At 69.6% G+C, this 21,025-nt stretch carries 19 protein-coding genes; 10 read left to right on the plus strand and 9 right to left on the minus strand.

The annotated features are described in order from the left end of the window. Window positions 1–2: 2 nt before the first annotated feature. Window positions 3–1,511 carry an Hsp70 family protein gene (locus tag BOX37_RS04390; RefSeq protein WP_071926511.1) on the minus strand — a complete coding sequence of 503 codons (1,509 nt, stop codon included), beginning with the start codon at window positions 1,509–1,511 and terminating at the stop codon, window positions 3–5. Between the two features lie 364 nt (window positions 1,512–1,875). Here BOX37_RS04390 and groES point away from each other — a divergent pair, with 364 nt between their 5' ends. Both groES and groL read left to right on the plus strand, forming a co-directional pair. Then, window positions 1,876–2,175, plus strand: coding sequence for a co-chaperone GroES (groES, locus tag BOX37_RS04395; protein WP_019045169.1), 300 nt, complete (start codon window positions 1,876–1,878; stop codon window positions 2,173–2,175). Between the two features lie 87 nt (window positions 2,176–2,262). Then, window positions 2,263–3,873: a chaperonin GroEL gene (gene groL, locus BOX37_RS04400; RefSeq protein ID WP_071926512.1), complete on the plus strand. Its 1,611-nt coding sequence runs from the start codon at window positions 2,263–2,265 to the stop codon at window positions 3,871–3,873. Between the two features lie 65 nt (window positions 3,874–3,938). Here groL and BOX37_RS04405 read toward each other — a convergent pair whose 3' ends face one another. The 3 genes from BOX37_RS04405 to BOX37_RS04415 all read right to left on the minus strand — a co-directional run bounded on the left by BOX37_RS04405 (window position 3,939) and on the right by BOX37_RS04415 (window position 5,228). Next, window positions 3,939–4,190, minus strand: a complete 252-nt coding sequence (locus tag BOX37_RS04405) for an RskA family anti-sigma factor (protein WP_071926513.1) — start codon at window positions 4,188–4,190, stop codon at window positions 3,939–3,941. Between the two features lies 1 nt (window position 4,191). Continuing rightward, window positions 4,192–4,809, minus strand: coding sequence for a sigma-70 family RNA polymerase sigma factor (locus BOX37_RS04410; RefSeq protein ID WP_420811578.1), 618 nt, complete (start codon window positions 4,807–4,809; stop codon window positions 4,192–4,194). A gap of 125 nt (window positions 4,810–4,934) precedes the next feature. After that, on the minus strand, window positions 4,935–5,228 hold the full coding sequence (locus BOX37_RS04415; protein WP_022567299.1) for a WhiB family transcriptional regulator: 294 nt from the start codon (window positions 5,226–5,228) through the stop codon (window positions 4,935–4,937). Between the two features lie 623 nt (window positions 5,229–5,851). Here BOX37_RS04415 and BOX37_RS04420 point away from each other — a divergent pair. The 3 genes from BOX37_RS04420 to BOX37_RS04430 all read left to right on the plus strand — a co-directional run bounded on the left by BOX37_RS04420 (window position 5,852) and on the right by BOX37_RS04430 (window position 8,523). Then, a complete protein-coding gene (locus BOX37_RS04420; RefSeq protein WP_156910262.1) occupies window positions 5,852–6,685 on the plus strand; it encodes a hypothetical protein in 834 nt (277 codons plus the stop codon). 157 nt (window positions 6,686–6,842) lie between these two features. Beyond that, entirely contained in the window at window positions 6,843–7,421 is a 579-nt protein-coding gene (locus BOX37_RS04425; RefSeq protein WP_071926515.1) for a sigma-70 family RNA polymerase sigma factor, read from the plus strand. A gap of 109 nt (window positions 7,422–7,530) precedes the next feature. Then, the gene (locus BOX37_RS04430; RefSeq protein WP_084759417.1) at window positions 7,531–8,523 is read left to right on the plus strand and encodes an anti-sigma-D factor RsdA; all 993 of its coding nucleotides are present in this window, start codon (window positions 7,531–7,533) and stop codon (window positions 8,521–8,523) included. Window positions 8,524–8,665: 142 nt separating this feature from the next. Here BOX37_RS04430 and BOX37_RS04435 read toward each other — a convergent pair whose 3' ends face one another. Then, a complete protein-coding gene (locus BOX37_RS04435) occupies window positions 8,666–9,079 on the minus strand; it encodes a DUF5319 domain-containing protein (RefSeq protein WP_011207424.1) in 414 nt (137 codons plus the stop codon). A gap of 218 nt (window positions 9,080–9,297) precedes the next feature. Here BOX37_RS04435 and guaB point away from each other — a divergent pair, with 218 nt between their 5' ends. Next, window positions 9,298–10,842, plus strand: coding sequence for an IMP dehydrogenase (guaB, locus tag BOX37_RS04440; protein WP_276207232.1), 1,545 nt, complete (start codon window positions 9,298–9,300; stop codon window positions 10,840–10,842). A 239-nt stretch (window positions 10,843–11,081) separates the two neighbouring features. Next, on the plus strand, window positions 11,082–12,308 hold the full coding sequence (locus tag BOX37_RS04445; protein WP_071926516.1) for a GuaB3 family IMP dehydrogenase-related protein: 1,227 nt from the start codon (window positions 11,082–11,084) through the stop codon (window positions 12,306–12,308). On the opposite strand, the gene BOX37_RS04450 is transcribed toward BOX37_RS04445, so the two are convergent. Then, the gene (locus BOX37_RS04450; RefSeq protein WP_071931182.1) at window positions 12,305–13,105 is read right to left on the minus strand and encodes an alpha/beta fold hydrolase; all 801 of its coding nucleotides are present in this window, start codon (window positions 13,103–13,105) and stop codon (window positions 12,305–12,307) included. The genes BOX37_RS04445 and BOX37_RS04450 overlap by 4 nt on opposite strands. A 127-nt stretch (window positions 13,106–13,232) precedes the next feature. Here BOX37_RS04450 and guaA point away from each other — a divergent pair, with 127 nt between their 5' ends. After that, on the plus strand, window positions 13,233–14,813 hold the full coding sequence (guaA, locus tag BOX37_RS04455; RefSeq protein ID WP_420811579.1) for a glutamine-hydrolyzing GMP synthase: 1,581 nt from the start codon (window positions 13,233–13,235) through the stop codon (window positions 14,811–14,813). A gap of 359 nt (window positions 14,814–15,172) precedes the next feature. Here guaA and BOX37_RS04460 read toward each other — a convergent pair whose 3' ends face one another. Then, window positions 15,173–15,385 carry a hypothetical protein gene (locus BOX37_RS04460; protein ID WP_071926518.1) on the minus strand — a complete coding sequence of 71 codons (213 nt, stop codon included), beginning with the start codon at window positions 15,383–15,385 and terminating at the stop codon, window positions 15,173–15,175. Continuing rightward, on the minus strand, window positions 15,378–17,156 hold the full coding sequence (locus tag BOX37_RS35720; protein WP_276207233.1) for a PspC domain-containing protein: 1,779 nt from the start codon (window positions 17,154–17,156) through the stop codon (window positions 15,378–15,380). Before BOX37_RS35720 ends, BOX37_RS04460 begins: the two co-directional genes overlap by 8 nt. 512 nt (window positions 17,157–17,668) lie before the next feature. On the opposite strand from BOX37_RS35720, the gene BOX37_RS04470 reads away from it, so the two are divergent. Next, complete coding sequence (locus BOX37_RS04470) at window positions 17,669–19,078, plus strand: PspC domain-containing protein (RefSeq protein WP_084760631.1); 1,410 nt, start codon at window positions 17,669–17,671, stop codon at window positions 19,076–19,078. A gap of 107 nt (window positions 19,079–19,185) precedes the next feature. Beyond that, a complete protein-coding gene (locus tag BOX37_RS04475; RefSeq protein WP_420811580.1) occupies window positions 19,186–19,827 on the plus strand; it encodes a response regulator in 642 nt (213 codons plus the stop codon). An 18-nt stretch (window positions 19,828–19,845) separates the two neighbouring features. Here the strand turns inward: BOX37_RS04475 and BOX37_RS04480 are convergent, their stop codons facing one another. Beyond that, complete coding sequence (locus BOX37_RS04480; RefSeq protein WP_071926521.1) at window positions 19,846–20,979, minus strand: serine/threonine-protein kinase; 1,134 nt, start codon at window positions 20,977–20,979, stop codon at window positions 19,846–19,848. Between the last annotated feature and the right edge of the window lie 46 nt (window positions 20,980–21,025).

A 21,025-nucleotide genomic window follows, 5' to 3' on the forward strand; every position in this document is an offset into this window, starting at 1 on the left:
TGCTAGTCGGCCGGGGGGAGCGGCGTCGGGTCCGGGGTACTCGCCGCGGGCGGGACCGGGAGGACACTCTGTGCGGGCCGCTGGGTGGGGGTGGTGGTGTTCGGGGTGGAGGGGCGCTGCTGCTGGCCGCGGGAGGAGCCGCTGTCGAGCGGGCCGAGGGGCGATTCCGGGTAGGGGATCTCCGGCAGATTCGGGTCGGGACGTAACGAGGGGGCCGTCGGACCGGACGTGCCCGGCGGGCTCGTCGGCGGTGCCGTGGTCGGCTGCTGGGTGGTGGTCGGGTCGTCCGTGCTCGGGGCGGGTGCCTCGGTGACCGGCGGCACGTTGGTCACGCCGGGACGGTTGTTGCTCTCGCGGTTCTCGGGAGACGGTGCCTGCGGCGGCACCACGGGTAACGACGGCTGACGCACAGTGCTGCTGGTGCCCGCCGGAGTCACGCCCGGGGTGTCGGGCGAGATGGCCTGCACGCCGTAACCGATCACCAGGCCGACCACCACGACCGCACCCGCCAGCGTGCCCGCCACCTTGGTGAACGTGCCGTTCGACGAATCGGCCAGCGCGGCGGCCTGCAGCGCCGACGGTGCCGCGGCATCGGCGACCAACGCCGCGCCTTTGGCGATCACTGCTTCCGGGTCGGGCACGGTGAGTACCTCGACCTCGAGGCGGGACTCGAGAGTGTCGATGACGCACGGGATGTTGGCGCAGCCGCCGATCACCGCGACCGCCTCCGGGTACTTCGGCGCCCGGGTGAACACCGACGAGGAGAACAGCGCGATATTGCGCAGCAGCCCGCCGATGAGCTCCTCGAAATCGGCACGGGTGAGCTTGAGCGGCTGTCCGGCCACGTGATCGATGGTGACCGCGGGTGCGATGGACAGGTGCTCCTTGGCGGCGCGTCCACGAGTGGTCAGCGTGCCGCGATTGGGCCTGGTGCCGCGGCGGGCGTAGTGCAGGTCGACGAGATGGTGGTAGATCAGCTCGTCGATGGCGTTGCCGCTGAGGGTGGGCGTGCGTTCGCTGTGCAGCACGGTGCCGTCGGTGCGGTCGGCCACGGTGACGCTGAGTCCGGTCGCGCCGAGGTCGATCACGGCGACGGTGGCGTAACGGTCGAGCAGCCCGGTCTCGCGCAAGTAGGCCAGGGCCGCGGTTCCCTCGGAGACCAGCTGCAGATCACGATGACGGGCGGTGGCCGCGCGAATGGCCTGCGCCTGTTCCTTGTCGCGGTAGGCGACGGCGACGCTGGTCGGCGGCCGCGTGCGGGTCGACTCGGCGCGGCGGTGGGCGGTGGAGTAGCGCCCGAGGGGTTCGCCGCCGAAGTTCGCGGCCTGGGAGACGGGCAGCTGGGTGGTCATCAACTCGATGGAGGACGACACGAGATCACCCAGATCGGAATGGGCGGCATCGGCGGACACGACCCGATAGTCGAAGTTCCGTTCACCGGAGGGGCCGGTGGTGACCAGCGCCGAGCACACCACCTCGTTCCCGGCGGAGATGCCGAGGGATGTTCGCATGTTCACCTCCCTTCGAGCGGATGGTTCCACGACGGCCGACCATCTCGAATGGAACGATATGCAAATAGTGTCACAGCCTGTTATTCGAACGTTACAGATTGTGACAAGGGATGTGAAGATCACTGGCCAGTGTGGGCGTGTCGAAAACGCGACATTGGCAGAGCCCGGCCTTGAGCGCTGGCACTCTCGCGTATAGAGTGCTAGTCGGCACGGTGAAGCTGTGCTTGTGCCAAGTCGACTACTGGGCTCGGAGTCCGGCACCCGCGACGACGGGATCTGCGCGCAGAGTCGCAAGCTGACCGAAACCCGGTCCGGGACAACAGTTCCGGACGACCGAATTTCCCCTGAAAGTGGAGGGCTCAACGTGGCGAGCGTGAACATCAAGCCGCTCGAGGACAAGATCCTCGTCCAGGCCAACGAGGCCGAGACGACGACGGCCTCCGGCCTGGTCATCCCGGACACGGCCAAGGAGAAGCCGCAGGAGGGCACCGTCATCGCCGTCGGCGAGGGTCGGATCACCGAGAAGGGTGACCGCATCCCCGTCGACGTCAAGGAAGGCGACGTCGTCATCTACAGCAAGTACGGCGGCACCGAGATCAAGTACCAGGGTGGGGAATACCTCATCCTCTCGGCTCGCGACATCCTGGCCGTCGTCACCAAGTAAGGCCAAACGCCGCACCAGCGTTCCGCCCCGGCGTCGTTCACCGACCCGGGGCGGAATGCGTTCCCCTACACAGGAGCTGAATCCTCTATGCCCAAGCAGATCGAGTTCGACGAGAAGGCTCGCCGGGCTCTGGAACGCGGTGTCGACAAGCTGGCCGACGCCGTCAAGGTGACCCTCGGCCCCCGTGGCCGCCACGTGGTGCTGGCCAAGGCCTTCGGTGGCCCGACCGTGACCAACGACGGTGTCACCATCGCGCGTGACATCGACCTCGAGGACCCCTTCGAGAACCTCGGCGCCCAGCTCGTCAAGAGCGTCGCCACCAAGACCAACGACGTCGCGGGCGACGGCACCACCACCGCCACCGTGCTGGCCCAGGCCTTCGTGCGCGGCGGCCTGAAGAACGTCGCGGCGGGTGCCAACCCGATCTCGCTCGGCCAGGGCATCGCGCTGGCCGCCGAGAAGGTCTCGGAGGTGCTGCTCGCCGCGGCCACCCCCGTCTCCGGCGACAAGGCCATCGCCCAGGTCGCCACCGTCTCCTCGCGCGACCCCGAGATCGGCGAGATGGTCGGCAAGGCGCTGACCACCGTCGGCAAGGACGGCGTCGTGACCGTCGAGGAGTCCTCGACCACGCAGACCGAACTCGTCATCACCGAGGGCGTGCAGTTCGACAAGGGCTACCTCTCGCCCTATTTCGTGACCGATCCCGAGACCCAGCAGGCGGTGCTCGAGGATGCCTACATCCTGCTGCACCGCGACAAGATCAGCTCGCTGCCCGATCTGCTGCCGCTGCTGGAGAAGATCGCCGAGTCCGGCAAGGCCGTGCTGATCATCGCCGAGGACGTCGAGGGCGAGGCGCTGTCCACCCTGGTGGTCAACTCCATCCGCAAGACGATCAAGGCCGTCGCGGTCAAGGCGCCGTTCTTCGGTGACCGCCGCAAGGCGTTCCTCGACGACCTCGCCGTCGTCACCGGTGGCACCGTGATCAACCCCGATCTCGGCGTCACCCTGCGCGAGGCCACCATCGAGCAGCTGGGTCAGGCGCGTCGCGTCGTCGTCACCAAGGACGAGACCGTGCTGATCGACGGTGCGGGCACCGAGGCCGACATCGCCGCGCGTGGTGCGCAGCTGCGTCGCGAGATCGAGGCCACCGACTCCGACTGGGATCGCGAGAAGCTCGAGGAGCGCCTGGCGAAGCTGGCCGGTGGCGTCGCGGTGATCAAGGTCGGCGCGGCCACCGAGACCGCGCTCAAGGAGCGCAAGTACCGCGTCGACGACGCGGTGGCGGCGGCCAAGGCCGCGGTCGAGGAGGGCATCGTCCCCGGTGGCGGTTCGGCGCTGGTGCAGGCCGCGCGCGAGCTCGTCGAGCTGCGTGACTCGCTGACCGGTGACAAGGCCGTCGGTGTCGAGGTGGTTCGCAAGGGCCTCGAGGCACCGCTGTTCTGGATCGCCACCAACGCCGGCCTCGACGGGGCCGTCGTGGTCAGCAAGGTCTCCGAGGGCAAGGAGGGCTTCAACGCGGCCACCCTCACCTACGGTGACCTGCTCACCGACGGTGTCGTCGATCCGGTCAAGGTGACCCGCTCCGCCGTGGTGAACGCCGCTTCGGTCGCGCGGATGATCCTCACCACCGAGAGCGCCATCGTGGAGAAGCCGGTCGAGGTCGAAGACGACCACGGCCACCACGGCCACTCGCACTGAGTGAGTCTCGAAGGCCCCCGGATCGCTGGTGCGGTCTGGGGGCCTTTCGTCTGTGTGCGCCTGCTCTAGATGGCCAGCGGGGGCTCCTCGGTGTTCACGGCGGCCAGCAGGCGGGTGCGCAGGGAGGGGGGTGGTGGGGTCGAGGTGGCGTCCGAGAGCGCTGCGAGAGCTTCGCGGGTGTCGCGAAGTTCTCGCAGGAACTCGGTACACAGAGTTGGGTCTTCGGAATTGATGATGGTCTGGATCGCGTGATGGTCTTCGTCGTCGATCAATCCGAGCGCGACGGTGTGCGCGAGATCGATCTGGGCTTCGTTCATCTCACGTCACCCCCAAACTTTTCTTCAGTCGTGTCAGTCCGTCCCGAATCCGGGACTTGACGGTCGGTAAACCGATGCCGAGGTGCTGAGCTACCTCCGCGTAGGTACGCCCGCCGTAGTAGGCGAGCGAGATCGCCTCGCGTTGGGTCTCGGTCAATGTCGAGAGCCCGCGCTGGACGGCCTGCTGTTCGAGTCTGCGTTCCACCTCCTCGGTGACCTCGTCGAACTCGTTGCCGAGAACCCGGATCCCGTAGGCGACTTCGCGCTGGGTGTGGGCCTGTTCGGCACGAACCCGGTCGACCGCTCGACGGTGCGCCAACGTCATCAGCCAGGTCACCGCCGACCCCTTGGCGGGGTCGAAACTCGTTGCGGTGCGCCAGATCTGGAGATAGACCTCTTGCGTGGTCTCCTCCGCGTACCCGGGGTCGTGGAGCACCCGCAGGACCAGGCCGAAGACGCGCGCCGACGTCCGGTCGTACAGTTCGGCAAAGGCGTGTTGATCGGACTCGCCACATCGTTCGAGTAGTGCGGCGAGTTCGGCTCCTTCGGCCGCGCGTGCGGTAACCGCAGAATCCACGCTCGGTGGGAAGGCTTCGCTTCGGAACCCATTCTGTGTCATCGGTCACGAATGTAGCCCGCGGCTATGACCTCCCTCCGCCGGGGGTGCCTGAATTCGCGTGCCAGCTGTTTGCTAGAGATTCGGCGCGCCACGCCGGGCGGATGGGAACGGATTTGCCGTGCAGGTCAGACTGCCATGCGCCGCCGGTTGCGGCGGGCGTGCATCTCGCGTTCGGTCTCGGACATGCCGCCCCAGATGCCGTAGGGCTCGCTGACCTTGAGAGCGTGGGTGCGGCACTGCATGAGCACGGGGCAGGCCCGGCAGATCTCCTTGGCGCGCATTTCGCGCGCGGTGCGGGCGCGGCCGCGTTCGCCGTCGGGATGGAAGAAGACGGCGGAGTCCTGGCCGCGGCACGAGCCACGCATCTGCCAATCCCAGACGTCGGCGTTCGGACCGGGGAGGTGGGTGGGCATGGGCATGGTGAACTCCTTGTGGTGCGAGCTCGTCAGCGTTGTCGAGCGACGTGGTGCGGCAGGTCTTCGCGCCGCCTCGTTGAGGTGGCCGGCTCGACGGTGCCTGACAGTGCCGTGCGGATGGTCGCTGCAATTTCGCGCGGCGCCGACCGTGGCGATGAGATACGTTAGGTGCACGCGGGAAATTCCGTCAATAGTTTGACGCAGGGGTTCCGCAAATCGGCAACGCTGAAATTTAACCTGCGCACTGTTTACATTCCATGCCCGATCCGTTCATACTATCTGGTTGGCTATGGATCGGGTTCGCTCCGCCGTCCAGGGCATTCGACATTTTCCCAGGTCGCGCCATCGGCGGCCATGTTCGGCCTGCTCGGCCCGCGCGTCGCACAGTGTGCTGGATCACAACGACCCCCGTGAACGGACTGTGTCGAGATGGCGGAATCGGGGCGCGAAGGTTAATTGCGCGAAACGCATGTGAATTCGAGAGTTTGCGGTCGGCGCATCCCCGGTCGGAGATTTACCTGATGGCAACATCGGCGCGCGAAAGAAAAGCTGGCCGATAGCTGATACCGGGTCGTCGGCATACATCACGGGAACCGCGGCGGGCCGCTGGCGGCTAGAGTCTCGCCGTGCAGACAACGGCCTCACTAGCGGATATCGGTTCCGAAATACTCGCTTCGACAGCCTTCGGTGACACTCCCGGCCTGGCCGCTGCAGAGTTGCCCGAGCCGACCGACCCGTTGTCGCGGTGGCATCGCGCGGTCGCCCTGGGTGGAACGGGCCGCTATGCCGCCGCACGGGCAGACCTGGGGATACTCGCCCGCACCCGGCTCGATCCCGGCCTGCGCTCGCTGGTCGAGAGCACTCGCGGATCACTGTTGCGACAGCTCGGCGGGCACGCCGCCGCCACGGCCTTCGACGGTCGCGCCGCGGTGACCGCGCTCGCGGCCGCCAGCCCGGCGCGCGCCGAAGCGCTCGCCGACGCGTTAACGGGCCTTGCCGCCGACGCGCTCGGCACCGGCCGTCTCGCCCTGGCTCAACGTCTGCTCGGCCGGGTCGAACCATTGCTGCCCGAGGCACCGGCCCGCGCCGAGGTGCGCTGGCACTGGGTGCGCGCGGAGACCGCGCTCGCCGGCGGCGCTGCCGCGGCGGCGCTGCGCGACGCGCGGATCGCGGTCGACCTCGCCGCGGCCCTGCCGTCGGTGCGTCATCAGGTGAAGTCGGCTCTGCTCGTCGCGGCGGCCACCGCGGCCTCCGGCGACACGGTCAGGTCGGCGGAACTGGCCCGTCAGGTCGACGCCGACTGTCGCGAGCACGCGCTGCTTCCGCTGCGCTGGGCCACCGCGATGTTGCGCGCCGGAGTCGCCACGCCCGCCGAGTCCGCGGCCGCCGGCGGTGAAGCCGCTGATCATGCCGCGCGAATCCGGGCCTTGGGCGGGGATTTCGTCGGCCCCCGTGCATGACTCGTCGCGAGTGATCTTCCTGAGAGCTCGCACAGAAGGGTGCACGGTCGCTGGCGGTCGATCGGCGGGTCGCTATTGTTGGTCGCGTTCCGCCCCTTCGGTGGAAGCTCGGTCACATTCGACCGCGCCACTCGTAACGCCAGGAAAATCTCTGACGATGACGCATATGGGCGAAGAGTTGGACCTCGCCGTCGCTGCGGCTGCGCAGGGCGACAGGACTGCTTTAGCTCGGGTACTGGAACTGATCCGGCCGTTGGTGGTCCGCTACTGCCGCGCCAGGATCGGTGCCGCGGAGCGCGGGCAGCTCTCCGCGGACGACGTAGCGCAAGAGGTCTGTCTGGCTGTGATGACCGCCCTGCCCCGATATCAGGATCAGGGTCGGCCCTTCATGGCCTTCGTATACGGGATCGCTTCGCACAAGGTCGCCGACGCCCATCGCAACGCCGCCCGTAACAAGGCGGAGGCGATGGCCGAAGTACCAGATGTCATATCCACCGACCAGGGACCGGAGCAGCGAGCTCTCGACTCGGAGACGAGCAGGCAGATGAACACTCTGTTGGCCACGCTCCCCGAGAAACATCGGGAAATCCTGATCCTGCGTCTGGTCATGGGTCTGTCAGCAGAGGAAACCGCAGTCGCCGTGGGCAGCACGGCGGGGGCGATACGAGTAGCCCAGCACAGGGCGCTCGCAAAACTGAAGTCACAAGTGGCGAGGGCAGGTGAAATGTATGGCTAGGGATGGCGAGCGCGGTCGAGGCGACCGGAAGGTTTGGCGTGGGTCGCACGACAGCGGTCCCTCAGCCGCCGAGGATGCCGGTGACTCCGGTCCGATCGACATTGCGGCGGTGCGCAGTGACGATGCGCTGATCGACGCGATCGCGAGCAACGGACCGGTGCGTACCGACAGCCCCGAGGAGTTCCAGCTGGCGTCGCTGCTCGCGGATTGGCGAGCCGACCTGTTGGCCGAGCCGATGCCCGCGGGTCCTGATCTGGACACCGTGTTCGCGGCGGTCAATCAGGAGATCGGCGCCCGGCAAGTGCGCGTCGGTGCCTCCTCGCGCGGACGTCTCCGGCTGGTCCGCCCCATTCTCGGGGCCGCCGCGGCATTGGCCGTGGTGTTCGGCGGTGTCACGGCGTTCTCCTACAGCGCGGCACCCGGCGATCCGCTGTGGCGGGTCAAGGAGGTCGTGTTCAGCGAACAGGCCCAGTCGACGGTCGTGCAGCATGCCGACGACGATCTGGTCGCCGCGCAGAACCTGATCGCCGCGGGTGACAACGAACAGGCAAGGGCCAGACTGGAAAAGGCTTCGGCCACAGCGAGCCAGGTCAACGATTCGGGCAAGCGCGACGATCTGATCGCCCGCTGGAATCTGATCCGCGACCAGCTGGTCAAGGTCGCGCCCGAACTGGCTACCGAGTTGCCCGCGCCGCCTCCGGTGAAGCCGACCGAGCCCAAGCCCGCCGAGCCCGATCCGGCCGCACCCTCACAGGCGCCGGCACCGGGACCGGACCCGCGGACCTCCGATCCGACCGCGCCGACCTCCCCGGACGGCTCGACCTCGGAACCGCCGGTGATCATGCAGTCGCCGGGCCCGGAGACCTCGCCGGTCGTGCCGCCGACCGAGGAACCGACCGGGCCGCCGGTCACCCCCGCACCGACGACACCGCCGATCACCGTGAAGCCGACGGCGCCGACGACCATCGTCGAGCCGCCGCCGGTCATCACGGTGCCGACGGTGGTGCCGACCTCACAGCAGTTGCCGCCGTCGGTGCCCCCGACTCTCCCCGCACCGCCGACGCTGACGATCCTGCCCGCCCCTGGCGTGCCGACTCCCTGAACTTCCGAACAACGACGAAGGCCCCGAACCGGATCCGGTTCGGGGCCTTCGTCGTTGTTGTTGGGCGGTGCTGGTGTTTCGGCCGTGCGAGCTCACCCGCGCATGCGTGACGTGGCGGGTGGAGCGCGCCGAGCCGGTGGACTCAGCTGTCGAAGCCGTCGAATCCGTCGCCGTGGAACGCCTCGTTCATCGAGGCGTCCGCATAGCCGCGGCAGTAGTCCCAGGTGACGTACGCCTCGGGCGTCGGATCGTAGGCGGGCTCGTGGGGACGGACGGTGCCGTCGACGAGTAGCTGGAGCAGGTTCGCTCGTAGCATGTCCCAGTCGTGGTAGTGATCTTGCCGACAGTCCTCACAGCTGACGACGAGCCCGCGGATCCCGCGATGGGCCAGCAGGGCTTCGTAGACGGCGAGGTCGGCGAGATCTTCCTCGACCGCGAGGCGCTCATGAGGATCCAGCGGCTCACCGGGCTCGATCGCATCGAGCGCGGCAGACGGGTCGGAGGGGTCTCCGGCGAAGGGATCCGGCGGCAGGCCAGGTGGTAGATGGTCACGCACATCCCCACGGTACGCAGTACTAGGTGGTCTGCGCCAGCGATGCACTGGGCAAGTTTTGCCGAAGGGCTCACTTCACAGGCCCACATCGGCGCCGGATACCATGGAATGCAGGCGTCGGCGAGCGTGTTCTCACCGACCATCCAACTTTTCCGCTCAGCACCGTCGCGCTGCATCTTCCGGCGTCGGTTGCTACCGACGACCAGGAGGGGTCGATCCGAATGAGTAATCCCGTGTCGGGCGAACGAATCGCGGTGCGCCCTCCTACGGGTGGCGACGATCCGGCCAAGATCGCCATGCTCGGCCTCACGTTCGACGACGTGCTGTTGCTGCCCGCCGCCTCGGATCTGATCCCCAGCTCCGTCGAGACCTCCAGCAGGCTCACCAGGGAGATCACCCTGCGCACGCCGCTGGTGAGTTCGGCCATGGACACCGTCACCGAGGCGCGCATGGCCATCGCCATGGCGCGTGCGGGCGGCATGGGTGTGCTGCACCGCAATCTGTCGGGCGCCGATCAGGCCGCCCAGGTGGAGACGGTGAAGCGCTCGGAGGCGGGCATGGTGACCGACCCGGTCACCTGTCGTCCCACCGACACCCTCGCCGAGGTCGACGCGATGTGCGCCCGGTTCCGCATCTCGGGTCTGCCCGTGGTGGACGAGACCGGTTCGCTGGTGGGCATCATCACCAACCGTGACATGCGCTTCGAGGTCGACCAGGACCGCCGCGTCGACGAGGTGATGACCAAGGCGCCGCTGATCACCGCGCAGGAGGGCGTCACCGCCGAGGCCGCGCTCGGCCTGCTGCGCCGCCACAAGATCGAGAAGCTGCCGATCGTGGACGGCAACGGCCGACTGCGCGGCCTGATCACGGTCAAGGACTTCGTCAAGACCGATCAGTACCCCAACGCCACCAAGGACCGCGACGGCCGCCTGCTGGTCGGCGCCGCGATCGGTGTCGGCGAGGATTCCTGGTCGCGGGCGATGACGCTGGCCGACGCCGGGGTCGATGTGCTGATCGTCGACACCGCGCACGGGCATCAGTCGCAGGTGCTGCAGATGGTCGCCAAGGTCAAGGCCGAGGTGGGCGACCGTATCCAGATCGTCGGCGGCAATGTCGCGACGCGCGCGGGCGCCGCGGCGCTCGTCGAGGCGGGCGTGGACGCTGTCAAGGTGGGTGTCGGTCCCGGCTCCATCTGCACCACCCGCGTGGTCGCCGGTGTCGGCGCGCCGCAGATCACCGCGATCCTCGAGGCCGTCGCCGCGTGCAAGGCCGCCGGGGTGCCGGTGATCGCCGACGGTGGCGTGCAGTACTCCGGTGACGTCGCCAAGGCCATCGCCGCCGGGGCCTCCACCGTGATGCTCGGATCGCTGCTCGCCGGCACCGCGGAGGCCCCCGGTGAACTGATCCTGGTCAACGGCAAGCAGTTCAAGAGCTACCGCGGCATGGGCTCGCTGGGTGCCATGCAGGGTCGCGGCCAGGCCAAGTCCTACTCCAAGGACCGCTACTTCCAGGACGACGTGCTCGCCGAGGACAAGCTCGTCCCCGAGGGCATCGAGGGCCGTGTCCCGTTCCGCGGCCCGGTCAACCAGGTGATCCACCAGCTGGTCGGCGGCCTGCGCGCGGCCATGGGCTACACGGGCTCGCAGAACATCGAGCACCTCCAGGGCGCGCAGTTCGTGCAGATCACCGCGGCGGGTCTCAAGGAGAGCCACCCGCACGACATCACCATGACGGTCGAGGCCCCGAACTACACCGGACGCGGCTGAGTACAATAGACGCGTTTGTGCGCCGGAGGGCGACCTCCGGCGCACGAACACGCGGACGACTCGCACCTGCCCGTGCTTGCGGTCCCCGAGACAACAGCGAAGGCTGACCGCCGAGGTGAGCTTCCAAGCCAACGTCCCCCCGTACCCGCGACCTCGAGGAGCGGCGGCCACGCAGTGGCCGGTGGCCCCTCGGGGCCGCGAACTCGAGCGCGCCAGCGCTCAGAAAGCAGAGCGTAACTGTGCGTGACATGGTGGAAATCGGTATGGGGCGGGTCGCTCGTCGGACCTACGAGCTCGACGATGTCGACATCGTCCCCTCGCGGCGGACCCGCTCGTCGAAGCAGGTCTCGCTGGCCTGGCAGCTCGACGCCTACCGGTTCGAGGTCCCGGTTCTCGCGCATCCCACCGACGCGCTCGTCTCCCCGGAGTTCGCGATCGAGCTGGGTCGCCTCGGTGGCCTCGGGGTGATCAACGGTGAGGGTCTGTGGGCGCGGCACGCCGATGTGCAGGCCAAGGTCGACCAGCTGATCGATCTGGTCGACAAGGGGGGTTACGAACGAGCCATCGCGCTGCTGCAGGAACTGCACGCCGCGCCCATGCAGCCCGACCTGCTCGCCACCGCGGTCGCCCAGGTGCGCGCCGCGGGCGTGACCACCGCCGTCCGGGTGAGCCCGCAGAACGCGCGGGCGCTGACCCCCGCCCTCGTGCAGGCCGGGGTCGACCTGCTGGTGGTGCAGGGCACCATCATCTCCGCCGAGCATGTCGGTGGCAGTGTCAGCGCAGCGTCCGCGGGACCCTCCGTGGTTACGCGCGCTGCCTCCTCCGGGCCCGTCGCTCCCGCCGCCGAGCCGTTGAACCTGAAGACCTTCATCGCCGAGCTGGACGTGCCGGTCGTCGCCGGCGGCGTGAGCGATCACCGCACCGCGCTGCACCTGATGCGCACCGGCGCGGCGGGCGTCATCGTCGGCTACGGCTCCTACCCGGGCGCCACCACCACCGGCGAGGTGCTGGGCATTGGCGTGCCGATGGCCACCGCGATCGCCGACGCCGCCGCCGCGCGCCGCGACTACCTCGACGAGACCGGCGGCCGCTACGTGCACGTGATCGCCGACGGTGACGTGGCCACCTCGGGCCAGCTGGCCAAGGCCATCGCCTGTGGCGCCGACGCGGTGATGCTCGGTGTGCCGCTGTCGGTTTCGGCCGAAGCGCCCGGCCGCGGGTGGTACTGGCCCTCGGCCGCCGCGCACCCCTCGGTGCCGCGCGGTTCGTTCCTGCCGGTCGACGAGTCCTGGCTCGACGGCGCCGGCGGCGCGGTCACCCGCCCGAACCTCGAGCGGGTGCTCTACGGCCCCTCCGACGACCCGTTCGGTTCACTGAACCTGGTCGGCGGCCTGCGCCGGTCGATGGCCAAGGCGGGCTACTCCGACCTCAAGGAGTTCCAGAAGGTCGGGCTGACCGTCCGCTAACGCACGTGTGCCAGTGACACCCGCTCGCGCAGGAACCGCGCGATCGCGGTGTTGACCGGCTCGGAGTGGGTCATGGTGACCGCGAGCCGGGCGCCGTCGATCTCGAGATAGGTCGAGGCGGTGAGCCCGTCGGCCAGCGTGCGCGCGCGGGCACCCGCGATGCCGCTGTGGGTGGCGTGGATGATCAGCGCGGGGCAGGTGATCTCGCGCAGCCGGTCGAGGACCGAGTCGCGGCCGAGCAGGCAGCCCACGGCGGCGTCGAGGCCGTTGTGCGCGTCGCCGACCCAGCGACGGGTCCAGATGTCGCGGTAGCGGTGGTCGTCACCGATCAGCCAGTCGGCCAGTCGGCCGGCGGCTTCGGCACGGGAGCCGCGGTCGTGCCACTCGTCGAGGAAGCGTTGGGTGGCCTTGGACTGCTCGTGGGTCGGCCCGTGCGCCTCGGTGCTGATCAAGATCAGCGCGGCGACGCGTTCGGGCGCGACCAGCGCGGTGCGCAGCGCGGTGAATCCCCCTTGCGCGGTCCCGCCGACGATGGCGCGTTCGGCGCCGATGCTGTCGAGGACGGTCAGCGCGTCGCGCGCGGCGGTCCAATAGGTGAACGGCAACCGCTGATCCCTGGTGCGGCCGTGTCCGCGCGCGTCCCACGCCACGATCCGGAACTCGGGGGAGAGCACGGCCTGCTGGGAGGCGAACATGGTGTGGTCCATGAAGAATTCGTGGGCGAGCGACACCACCGGCCCTGTGCCACCGCTGTCCTCGTAGTAGATGTCGGCGTCGATCGCGCGGGCGAATGGCACGTGCACGAGGATAACCAGCCCCACCGCGCGACGCGCAAGGAATCCGGGCGCGTCGTGGGTGGTCACTACGGCGCGTCAGCGTGGCAGGGGCGCCCGCTGCTCACCGCGGCGGCGTCGTCACTAAACTGTGCCGGTGGCAGAAACTCAGAGACCGGTCCTCGTCGTCGACTTCGGCGCGCAGTACGCCCAGCTGATCGCCCGGCGGGTGCGCGAGGCCAGAGTGTTCTCCGAGGTCATTCCGCACACCATGACGGTGGAGGAAATCGCCGACAAGCAGCCCCTGGCCGTGATCCTGTCCGGCGGCCCGTCCAGCGTGTACGCCGAGGGTGCCCCGCAGCTCGACGCGCGACTGTTCGACCTCGACATCCCGGTGTTCGGCATCTGCTACGGCTTCCAGGCCATGGCGCAGGCCCTCGGCGGCACCGTGTCGCACACCGGCACCCGCGAATACGGCCGCACCGAACTCAACATCGATGGCGGCGTGCTGCACGGCGGACTGCCCACGATCCAGCCGGTGTGGATGAGCCACGGCGACGCCGTGACCGACGCTCCCGCGGGCTTCGAGGTCACCGGCACCACCGCGGGCGCCCCGGTCGCCGCGTTCGAGGATCGCGCGCGTCGCCTGGCCGGTGTCCAGTACCACCCCGAGGTGCTGCACTCCCCGCACGGTCAGCAGGTGCTCAGCCGCTTCCTGCACGAGCTGGCGGGCATTCCCGCGCAGTGGACCCCGGCCAATATCGCCGAGGCGCTGATCGAGGACGTGCGCGCCCAGATCGGCGACGGCCACGCCATCTGCGGGCTCTCCGGTGGCGTCGACTCCGCGGTCGCGGCCGCCCTGGTGCAGCGCGCGATCGGTGACCGGCTCACCTGTGTGTTCGTCGACCACGGTCTGCTGCGGGCGGGCGAGCGCGAACAGGTCCAGCAGGACTTCGTCGCCGCGACCGGTGCCAAGCTGGTGACCGTCGACGCGGTGGACAAGTTCCTCGGTGAGCTGAAGGGCGTCTCCGATCCCGAGGAGAAGCGCAAGATCATCGGTCGCGAGTTCATCCGTTCCTTCGAGGACGCGGTCGCCGGCATCGTGCTCGAGGAGGGCGAGGCCGCGGGCGTTGCCCCGAAGGTCGAGTTCCTGGTGCAGGGCACCCTCTACCCGGACGTCGTCGAGTCCGGCGGCGGTACCGGCACCGCCAACATCAAGAGTCACCACAATGTCGGCGGCCTGCCCGACGATCTCGAGTTCGACCTGGTCGAACCACTGCGCCTGCTGTTCAAGGACGAGGTCCGCGCGGTCGGTCGCGAACTGGGCCTGCCCGAGGAACTGGTTGCGCGCCAGCCCTTCCCGGGCCCCGGCCTCGCCATCCGCATCGTCGGTGAGGTGACCGCCGACCGGCTCGACCTGCTGCGCCAGGCCGACGCCATCGCCCGCGAGGAACTCACCGCCGCCGGACTCGACAAGCAGATCTGGCAGTGCCCGGTCGTGCTGCTCGCCGACGTGCGCTCGGTCGGCGTCCAGGGCGACGGCCGCACCTACGGTCACCCGATCGTGCTGCGCCCGGTCTCCAGCGAGGACGCGATGACCGCCGACTGGACCCGCCTGCCCTACGACGTGCTCGAACGCATCTCCACCCGGATCACCAACGAGGTGGCCGAGGTCAACCGCGTGGTCCTCGACGTGACGAGCAAGCCGCCGGGCACCATCGAGTGGGAATGAGCTGTGTTGGTTGGAGCGCTGGCGCGCTCGAGTCGCGGCCCCGAGGGGCCGCCGGTTAGGCACCGCGGCTTGCTCCTTCGTCGCGTACGCCGCGGCGCCTAACCGGCGACCCGGCCGCGACCGGCCGCTTCGCGGCCGCCGCTCCTCGGGGTCGCGGGTGCGGGGCTGGGTGGGGCGGTCATGGCGGAGCTGTGTGGGGCGTGGTTGACGTGCGCCAGGAGTAGTCGGCCCAGCGAAAGGCCGCCGGTGGGTGGGCATTCGGGTGCTGTCGGCTTGTCCATTGTCGTTGTCCCCTTCACCGGCTATGGCCCGTCACAGTGACGGGCCATAGCCGAGTTCGGTGTTCGGTTGTCCTTCGGTCAGTGTCGTTTGCGGCCGGGGGAGAGGGTGAGCACCAGACCGATGACGACCGCGGTGATCACCACGAACCAGCCGATCGGCAGGATGCCGCCGCTGTCGGGAGTGGGCGCGCCCAGCAGGGCCCACGCGCTCAGCGCCAGGGCGAGGATGCCGGTGAGCAGGAGTGAGAAGGCGGGTCGGCGCCGGGTCTCGACGCTGTCGTGCTCAGCCACGGGTCACCTCCACGGCGCCCATGCGCACCACGACCCGCAGGTCGAGGACCGGTGCGTCGGGGGTGTCGGGCCCGGTCAGCCCTTCCTGACAATTCGTGGCGTCGCCCGTCCTGACATCACAGGTTGTGTTCACCCGCATTCCTTCCGGTAGTAGGACAATGGCTTCGCCCATGTTCACCGACAGCTGGACGGCGCGGGGCTCGGTGAGCTGCATCTCCCGCAGGTCCAGGGTGGCCGAGCCCATGCTCATCGAGTAGCTCGGCTGCAGCTCGGCGATCGAAGCCGGTGCCCACGTGCGTTCGCCCATGGCGTTGCGCTCGAAGTCGATCGGCCCGATCAGCGACGCCAGCAGGACGAATCCGGCCAGCGGGGCGGTGAGCACCAGCAGCCCGTACCCGCGTCGCAGGAACGCGCCCGCGATGAGACCGAGTCCGATCACGGCCAACGCGAAGGCGCCGATTCGCGCGGGGGTCATCCACTCGGCGCCGGAGGCGGCCACCGCACCGGCCACCGCGGCGGCCAGGATCGCCAACCCGATGGTCACCGGAGTGAGCCGGGAGCGTGGCCGTTTCGGCGGCGGTGCGACGACCGGGGCGTACTGGGGTGCGGCCTCGGGGAGCTCCCAGGCCAGCGGAGCGACGGCGAGGGGATCCCAGCCGTGCGGGACCTGGGCGCGGGTGCGGGGAAATCCCGGTGTGGGAGTGGGGAATTCCTTGCGCAGGGCCGCGGTGTCGGCGGTGGGCGTCGCGGTGGTCGGGGTCTGGGACGACGATTCCGCGTCGGGCTTGCCGAGGTCGACAACGGGTTCGTCGGTCGAGGCGGTCGAATCATCCACCGAGCGACTGTCGTCGGACTTCGAGGTCGCCGAATCCGCTGCTGCCGCGTCGGTGGTGTTCAGGACAGCTTCCGCCACGATGGGCTCGTGCGAGCCGGTGGCCGGATCCGGGATATCGGTCGATCCTGGCGCTGGAGAACGCGATTCAGTCGCGGCCGAGTTGGTGTCAGCCGTGCTCTCCGACGTGGTCGGCGGCTCGGTAGCCGGAATCACCGCGGTGGCGCCGGTGTCGTCGACATCCTTGTGCAGGATGACCGTCTCCGCGGCATCCACCCGCAGCAGGGGAGTGGATTCCGCTGCGTCCGCGCGGTTCTGCGCGCGCGGAGGCGCGGTCGTCGCCGGATCGGGTACGTAGGCGTCGGGGAGCTTGGTGTACGGGGTGTACATGCCGGTCGGCGGCTCAGGGGTGTAGGAGTAGCCGCTGACGGGAGCCCCGGTCGGGTAGCCCGCGCCGGGGTATCCGGTGGCGCCGACGGAGTGGTGGCGGTAGGCGTCGAAGCCCACGGGCAGCTCGGGATGACGCAGGTAGAGCATCCACCAGCCGCCGAGCATCAGGCCCATGCTGATCACGCCCGACCCACCGAGCCCCATCCCGATCGGGCCCATGGTCGAGACCGCGATGGCCAGGGCCACGATCAGCACGATCGTCTTGGTCTGCGACTGCGAGCTGCGTCCGTTGCCGGTCAGCGCCTCGGCCGCCGACGCCTCGTCGCCCGCCGAGCTCAGCACCAGCCAGGCCAGCAGGTAGAGCACGATGCCCGCGCCACCGAAGATCGTCGACACCACGAACGCCACCCGCACCAACACCGGATCGATGCCGTACCGCAGCCCGAACCCCGCCGCGACACCGGCGATCGGTCCCTGCCGCGGCAGCCGGACCGGCCGCGTGTGCCACATCTGCTGAACCTGGTCGGCAAAGCTCGTTCTGCTGCTCATGCCTTCCATGGTGGGCCGGACCAGCCCCTTCGCACATCGGGGGTAACCCTGATAATTCGATCTCAGGGATGTTCCCGATGCCCGCCCCGGGTGATGCGTGCCAGTATCGAAGGATGGATCCGTCTGCTCCCGCCAGCACCGCCGCCCAGGGGCCAACCACCCCCTACGGGCCCGGCGTCGCCCCAGGGAACAACGCCGCTCCCGCGGGCCATCGCGGTGCGTACCGCGCCGCGGCGCCGCAGCGCGGTCCTGTCCCGCCCTTCGCCGTAAACGGTGGCCCCGGGGCCGCGGTGGACCCGCGGTTCGGGGGAAACCGGCGGGTGCGGAATCGGGCGCAGCGGCTCGTCGCGGGGGCCGCGTTCGGTGCCGGACAGGCCTTCTACGGGCCGCCGCAGCCGATGGTCGCGGGCCAGCAGTTCCACCCGCCCATGCCGGGATACGGGCAGTTTCCGGGGTATCCGGGTGTCAGTGCGCCGAGGGGTTACGGGGTGCCGCGCGGGTATCGGCCGGGGATGATGCCGGCGCCCGGTCCCGAGCCGGTCGGGCCGCCACTGCCCGAGACCCCGCGGATGGTTCGCCGGACCGGTGGCCGCGTGGTCGGCGGTGTCGCGGGCGGATTGGCCGATCATCTCGGCGTCGACGTGTTCAAGGTGCGGATGGCCTTCGTGCTGCTGTCCGCGCTGGTCGGTGCGGGCCTGGTGGCTTACGGTCTGCTGTGGATCTTCACCCCCGGCGGCGGTGACGCGGTCAAGCCCACCGGTGACGAGCGCAGGCAGGCGATCGGCCTCGCCCTGCTCGGGCTCGGTCTCACGGTCACGGTGGGGTGGCTGTTCCAGGGGACCGCCGCGAACGTGATCGCCCCGATCGTGGTGATCGCGGTCGGCGCGGCGCTGGTGTGGCGGGAGTACGACGTCGCCGCGCCGGGTCCACGCGCCCTGTTCGGGCTGCCCGCGCGACCCTCGGTGGTCACCTGGTCGCGCATCGTGGCCGGGGCGACGCTGATCGTGTTCGGGCTCGGTGTGGTGGTGCTGGCCAGGATCGATCTCAGCTCGCTCGGTTCGGCCCTGATCGCCGTCGCGGTCACCCTGATCGGCGCCGGTCTGCTGACGGTCCCGCTGTGGCTGCGCATGGTCCGCGCCCTCAACGCCGAACGCGGCGCCCGCATCCGCAACGAGGAACGCGAGGAGATCGCCTCGCACCTGCACGATTCGGTGCTGCAGACCCTCGCGCTGATCCAGCGCCAGGCCGAGGACCCGCAGGAAGTCCTGCGCCTGGCCCGCAGCCAGGAACGCGAACTGCGCAAGTGGCTCTTCGACGACACCGCCCCCGCCCATTCGAGCCTGGCCGCCGCGCTGCGCACGATCGCGGGCGAGGTGGAGGACCAGCACGGCGTGAAGGTCACCCCGGTCACCGTCGGCGATGTCGCGATGGACCCCGGCGACACCGGTGACGGCCTGCCCAAGGAACACTTCACCGCGCTGCTCGGCGCCAGCCGCGAAGCGCTGGTCAACGCGGCCAAGCACGCCGGCGTTCCCGAGATCGACCTGTTCGCCGAGGCCGAAGCCCACCAGGTGAGCATCTTCGTTCGCGACCGTGGCGCCGGCTTCGACGTCTCGGCCGTCCCCGAGGACCGCCGTGGTCTGGCGAAATCGATTCGCGCCCGAATCGAACGTCGCGGCGGCACCGCCGAGATCGACTCCACCGTCGGCCGAGGCACCGAGGTTCGCATCGTGATGCCGCGCACCGATTCCGGCGTCGTCGCCGACGCCCCCGTCGAGCAGGAGACCCCCGTCGAGCAGGAGACCCCCGTCGAGCAGGAGACCCCCGTCGAGCAGGAGACCCCCGCCGAGCAGGAGACCCCCGCCGAGCGAGACGCGTCCGACGTCGACTCGCAGGAGCGCTCCGAAGCGGGGAATCGCTGAGAGTGTGCCGGCCGGCACGGAGTCGCGCCGATGTCCACGCCTGGACACCGCACTGTGGTACCGATGACAGCGAGTCGATCGCGCGGGTTGGATGAGGAGAGTTGTCAGTGAGTGTTCGGGTGTTTCTGGTCGACGATCACGCGGTGTTCCGGTCAGGGGTGCGGGCGGAGCTGAGCCGGGAGACCGATATGGAGGTCGTCGGTGAGGCGGGCGCGGTGGCCGAGGCCGTGGCCGGCATCGATGCCGCGCGGCCCGATGTGGTGCTGCTCGATGTGCACATGCCAGACGGCGGCGGGGTCGCGGTGCTGTCGCGGATCGCGGCGGGCCCGGTGTGCTTGGCGCTGAGCGTGTCCGACGCCGCCGAGGACGTGATCGCGGTGATCAGGGCGGGTGCGCGCGGGTACGTCACCAAGACCATCTCCGGCGCCGAACTGGCCGACGGCATCCGCCGGGTGGCGGGCGGCGACGCGGTGTTCAGCCCTCGCCTCGCCGGTTTCGTCCTCGATTCGTTCACCGGCCGCTCCCCGGTCCCCGAACCCCCACTCGACCCGGAACTGGACTCGCTCACCCCGCGCGAACTGGAAGTCCTTCGCCTGCTCGCGCGTGGGTACACCTATCGCGAGATCGCCGAATCACTGTTCATCTCGGTGAAGACGGTGGAAACCCACGCGTCCAACGTGCTGCGCAAGACCCAGCAGTCCAACCGCAACGCGCTCACCCGCTGGGCACACAACCGCCGAATCGACTGAGCACCGAGACGAGTCGGTTCACATGACCGCGATGATGATCGCGATCAGGATGACCAGGCCGATCAGCACACCCGCGCCGATGGCCAGGGGCGCGCCGTTGGGCAGGTCGTCCAGGAAGCTGCCAGAGCGGGGGGCCGCGGCGGCCGGGGTGACCATCGGTGCGGTGCGCTGTGGGCGCGGCAGCGGCGCGGAATGCGGGCTGCGCAGGCCGCTGGCGGAGTTACGGGCAGCCCAGGCGGGGATGGTTCCGTCCTCGGTGCGCAGGGGCATGCCGAGGATGTAGGCGCCGGTGCCCGGTCCGAAAGCGGCGGTGAGGATCTCGTCGCGCGCCTCGGCCATGGTCGGCCGACGTTGGGGCGCGGGCTCGAGCATGTGCAGCAGCGGCTGGGTGAGGATGCCGCTGCGGCTGGGCGGGATGATCCGGCCCATCGCGGCCCGGGTGACGACATCGTTCTCGCCGTCGTCGAATCCGAACGGCGGCTGGCCCTCCAGCGCGGTGTACAGGGTGGCGCCGAGGGAGAACACGTCGCTGGCCTCGGTGGGCTGCGCGCCGCGCGCGACCTCGGGCGGCAGGTAGGCGGCGGTGCCGGTGATCGTGCCTTCCGGGTCCTCGCCGTGGGTGTCGCCCGCGCCGCGCGAGATGCCGAAGTCACTGAGCTTGGCCTTGCCCACCTCGGGGCCGCGGTCGGTGACGAGGATGTTGCCCGGCTTGATGTCGCGGTGCACGATGCCCGCGGCGTGCGCGGCGGCCAGCGCGTCGGCCACCTGGGCGCCGATCTGCGCGACCTCGACCGCGGGCAGCGTGTCGACCAGCGCGAGGGCTCTGGCCACGCTGCGCGAGGGTAAGTACTCCATGATCAGCCAGGGCTCGCCCGCCTCGATCACCACGTCGTAGACGGCGATGGCGTGCTCGTGCGACAGCTTGGCGGCCACCCGGCCCTCGTGCACGATGCTGCTGCGCAGCGCCTCGGCCTCGGCCTCGCTCAGCCCCGCGGTGGACAGCACCTGCTTGATCGCGACTTCCCGGTTCAGCAGCCGGTCGGTCGCGAGCCAGACCGCGCCCATGCCACCGCCGCCCAGTTTCGACTGCAGGCGGTAGCGGCCCGCGACCAGGTAGTCGGGGCCGATATGGGGACGGGCACGTTCGGTCACGGGTGCGAGGGTAGTCGAACATGCCGCTGACTGGCGGGTATCCCCG

Source organism: Nocardia mangyaensis (assembly GCF_001886715.1).
In the GTDB taxonomy this organism is placed as follows: Bacteria; Actinomycetota; Actinomycetes; order Mycobacteriales; family Mycobacteriaceae; genus Nocardia; species Nocardia mangyaensis.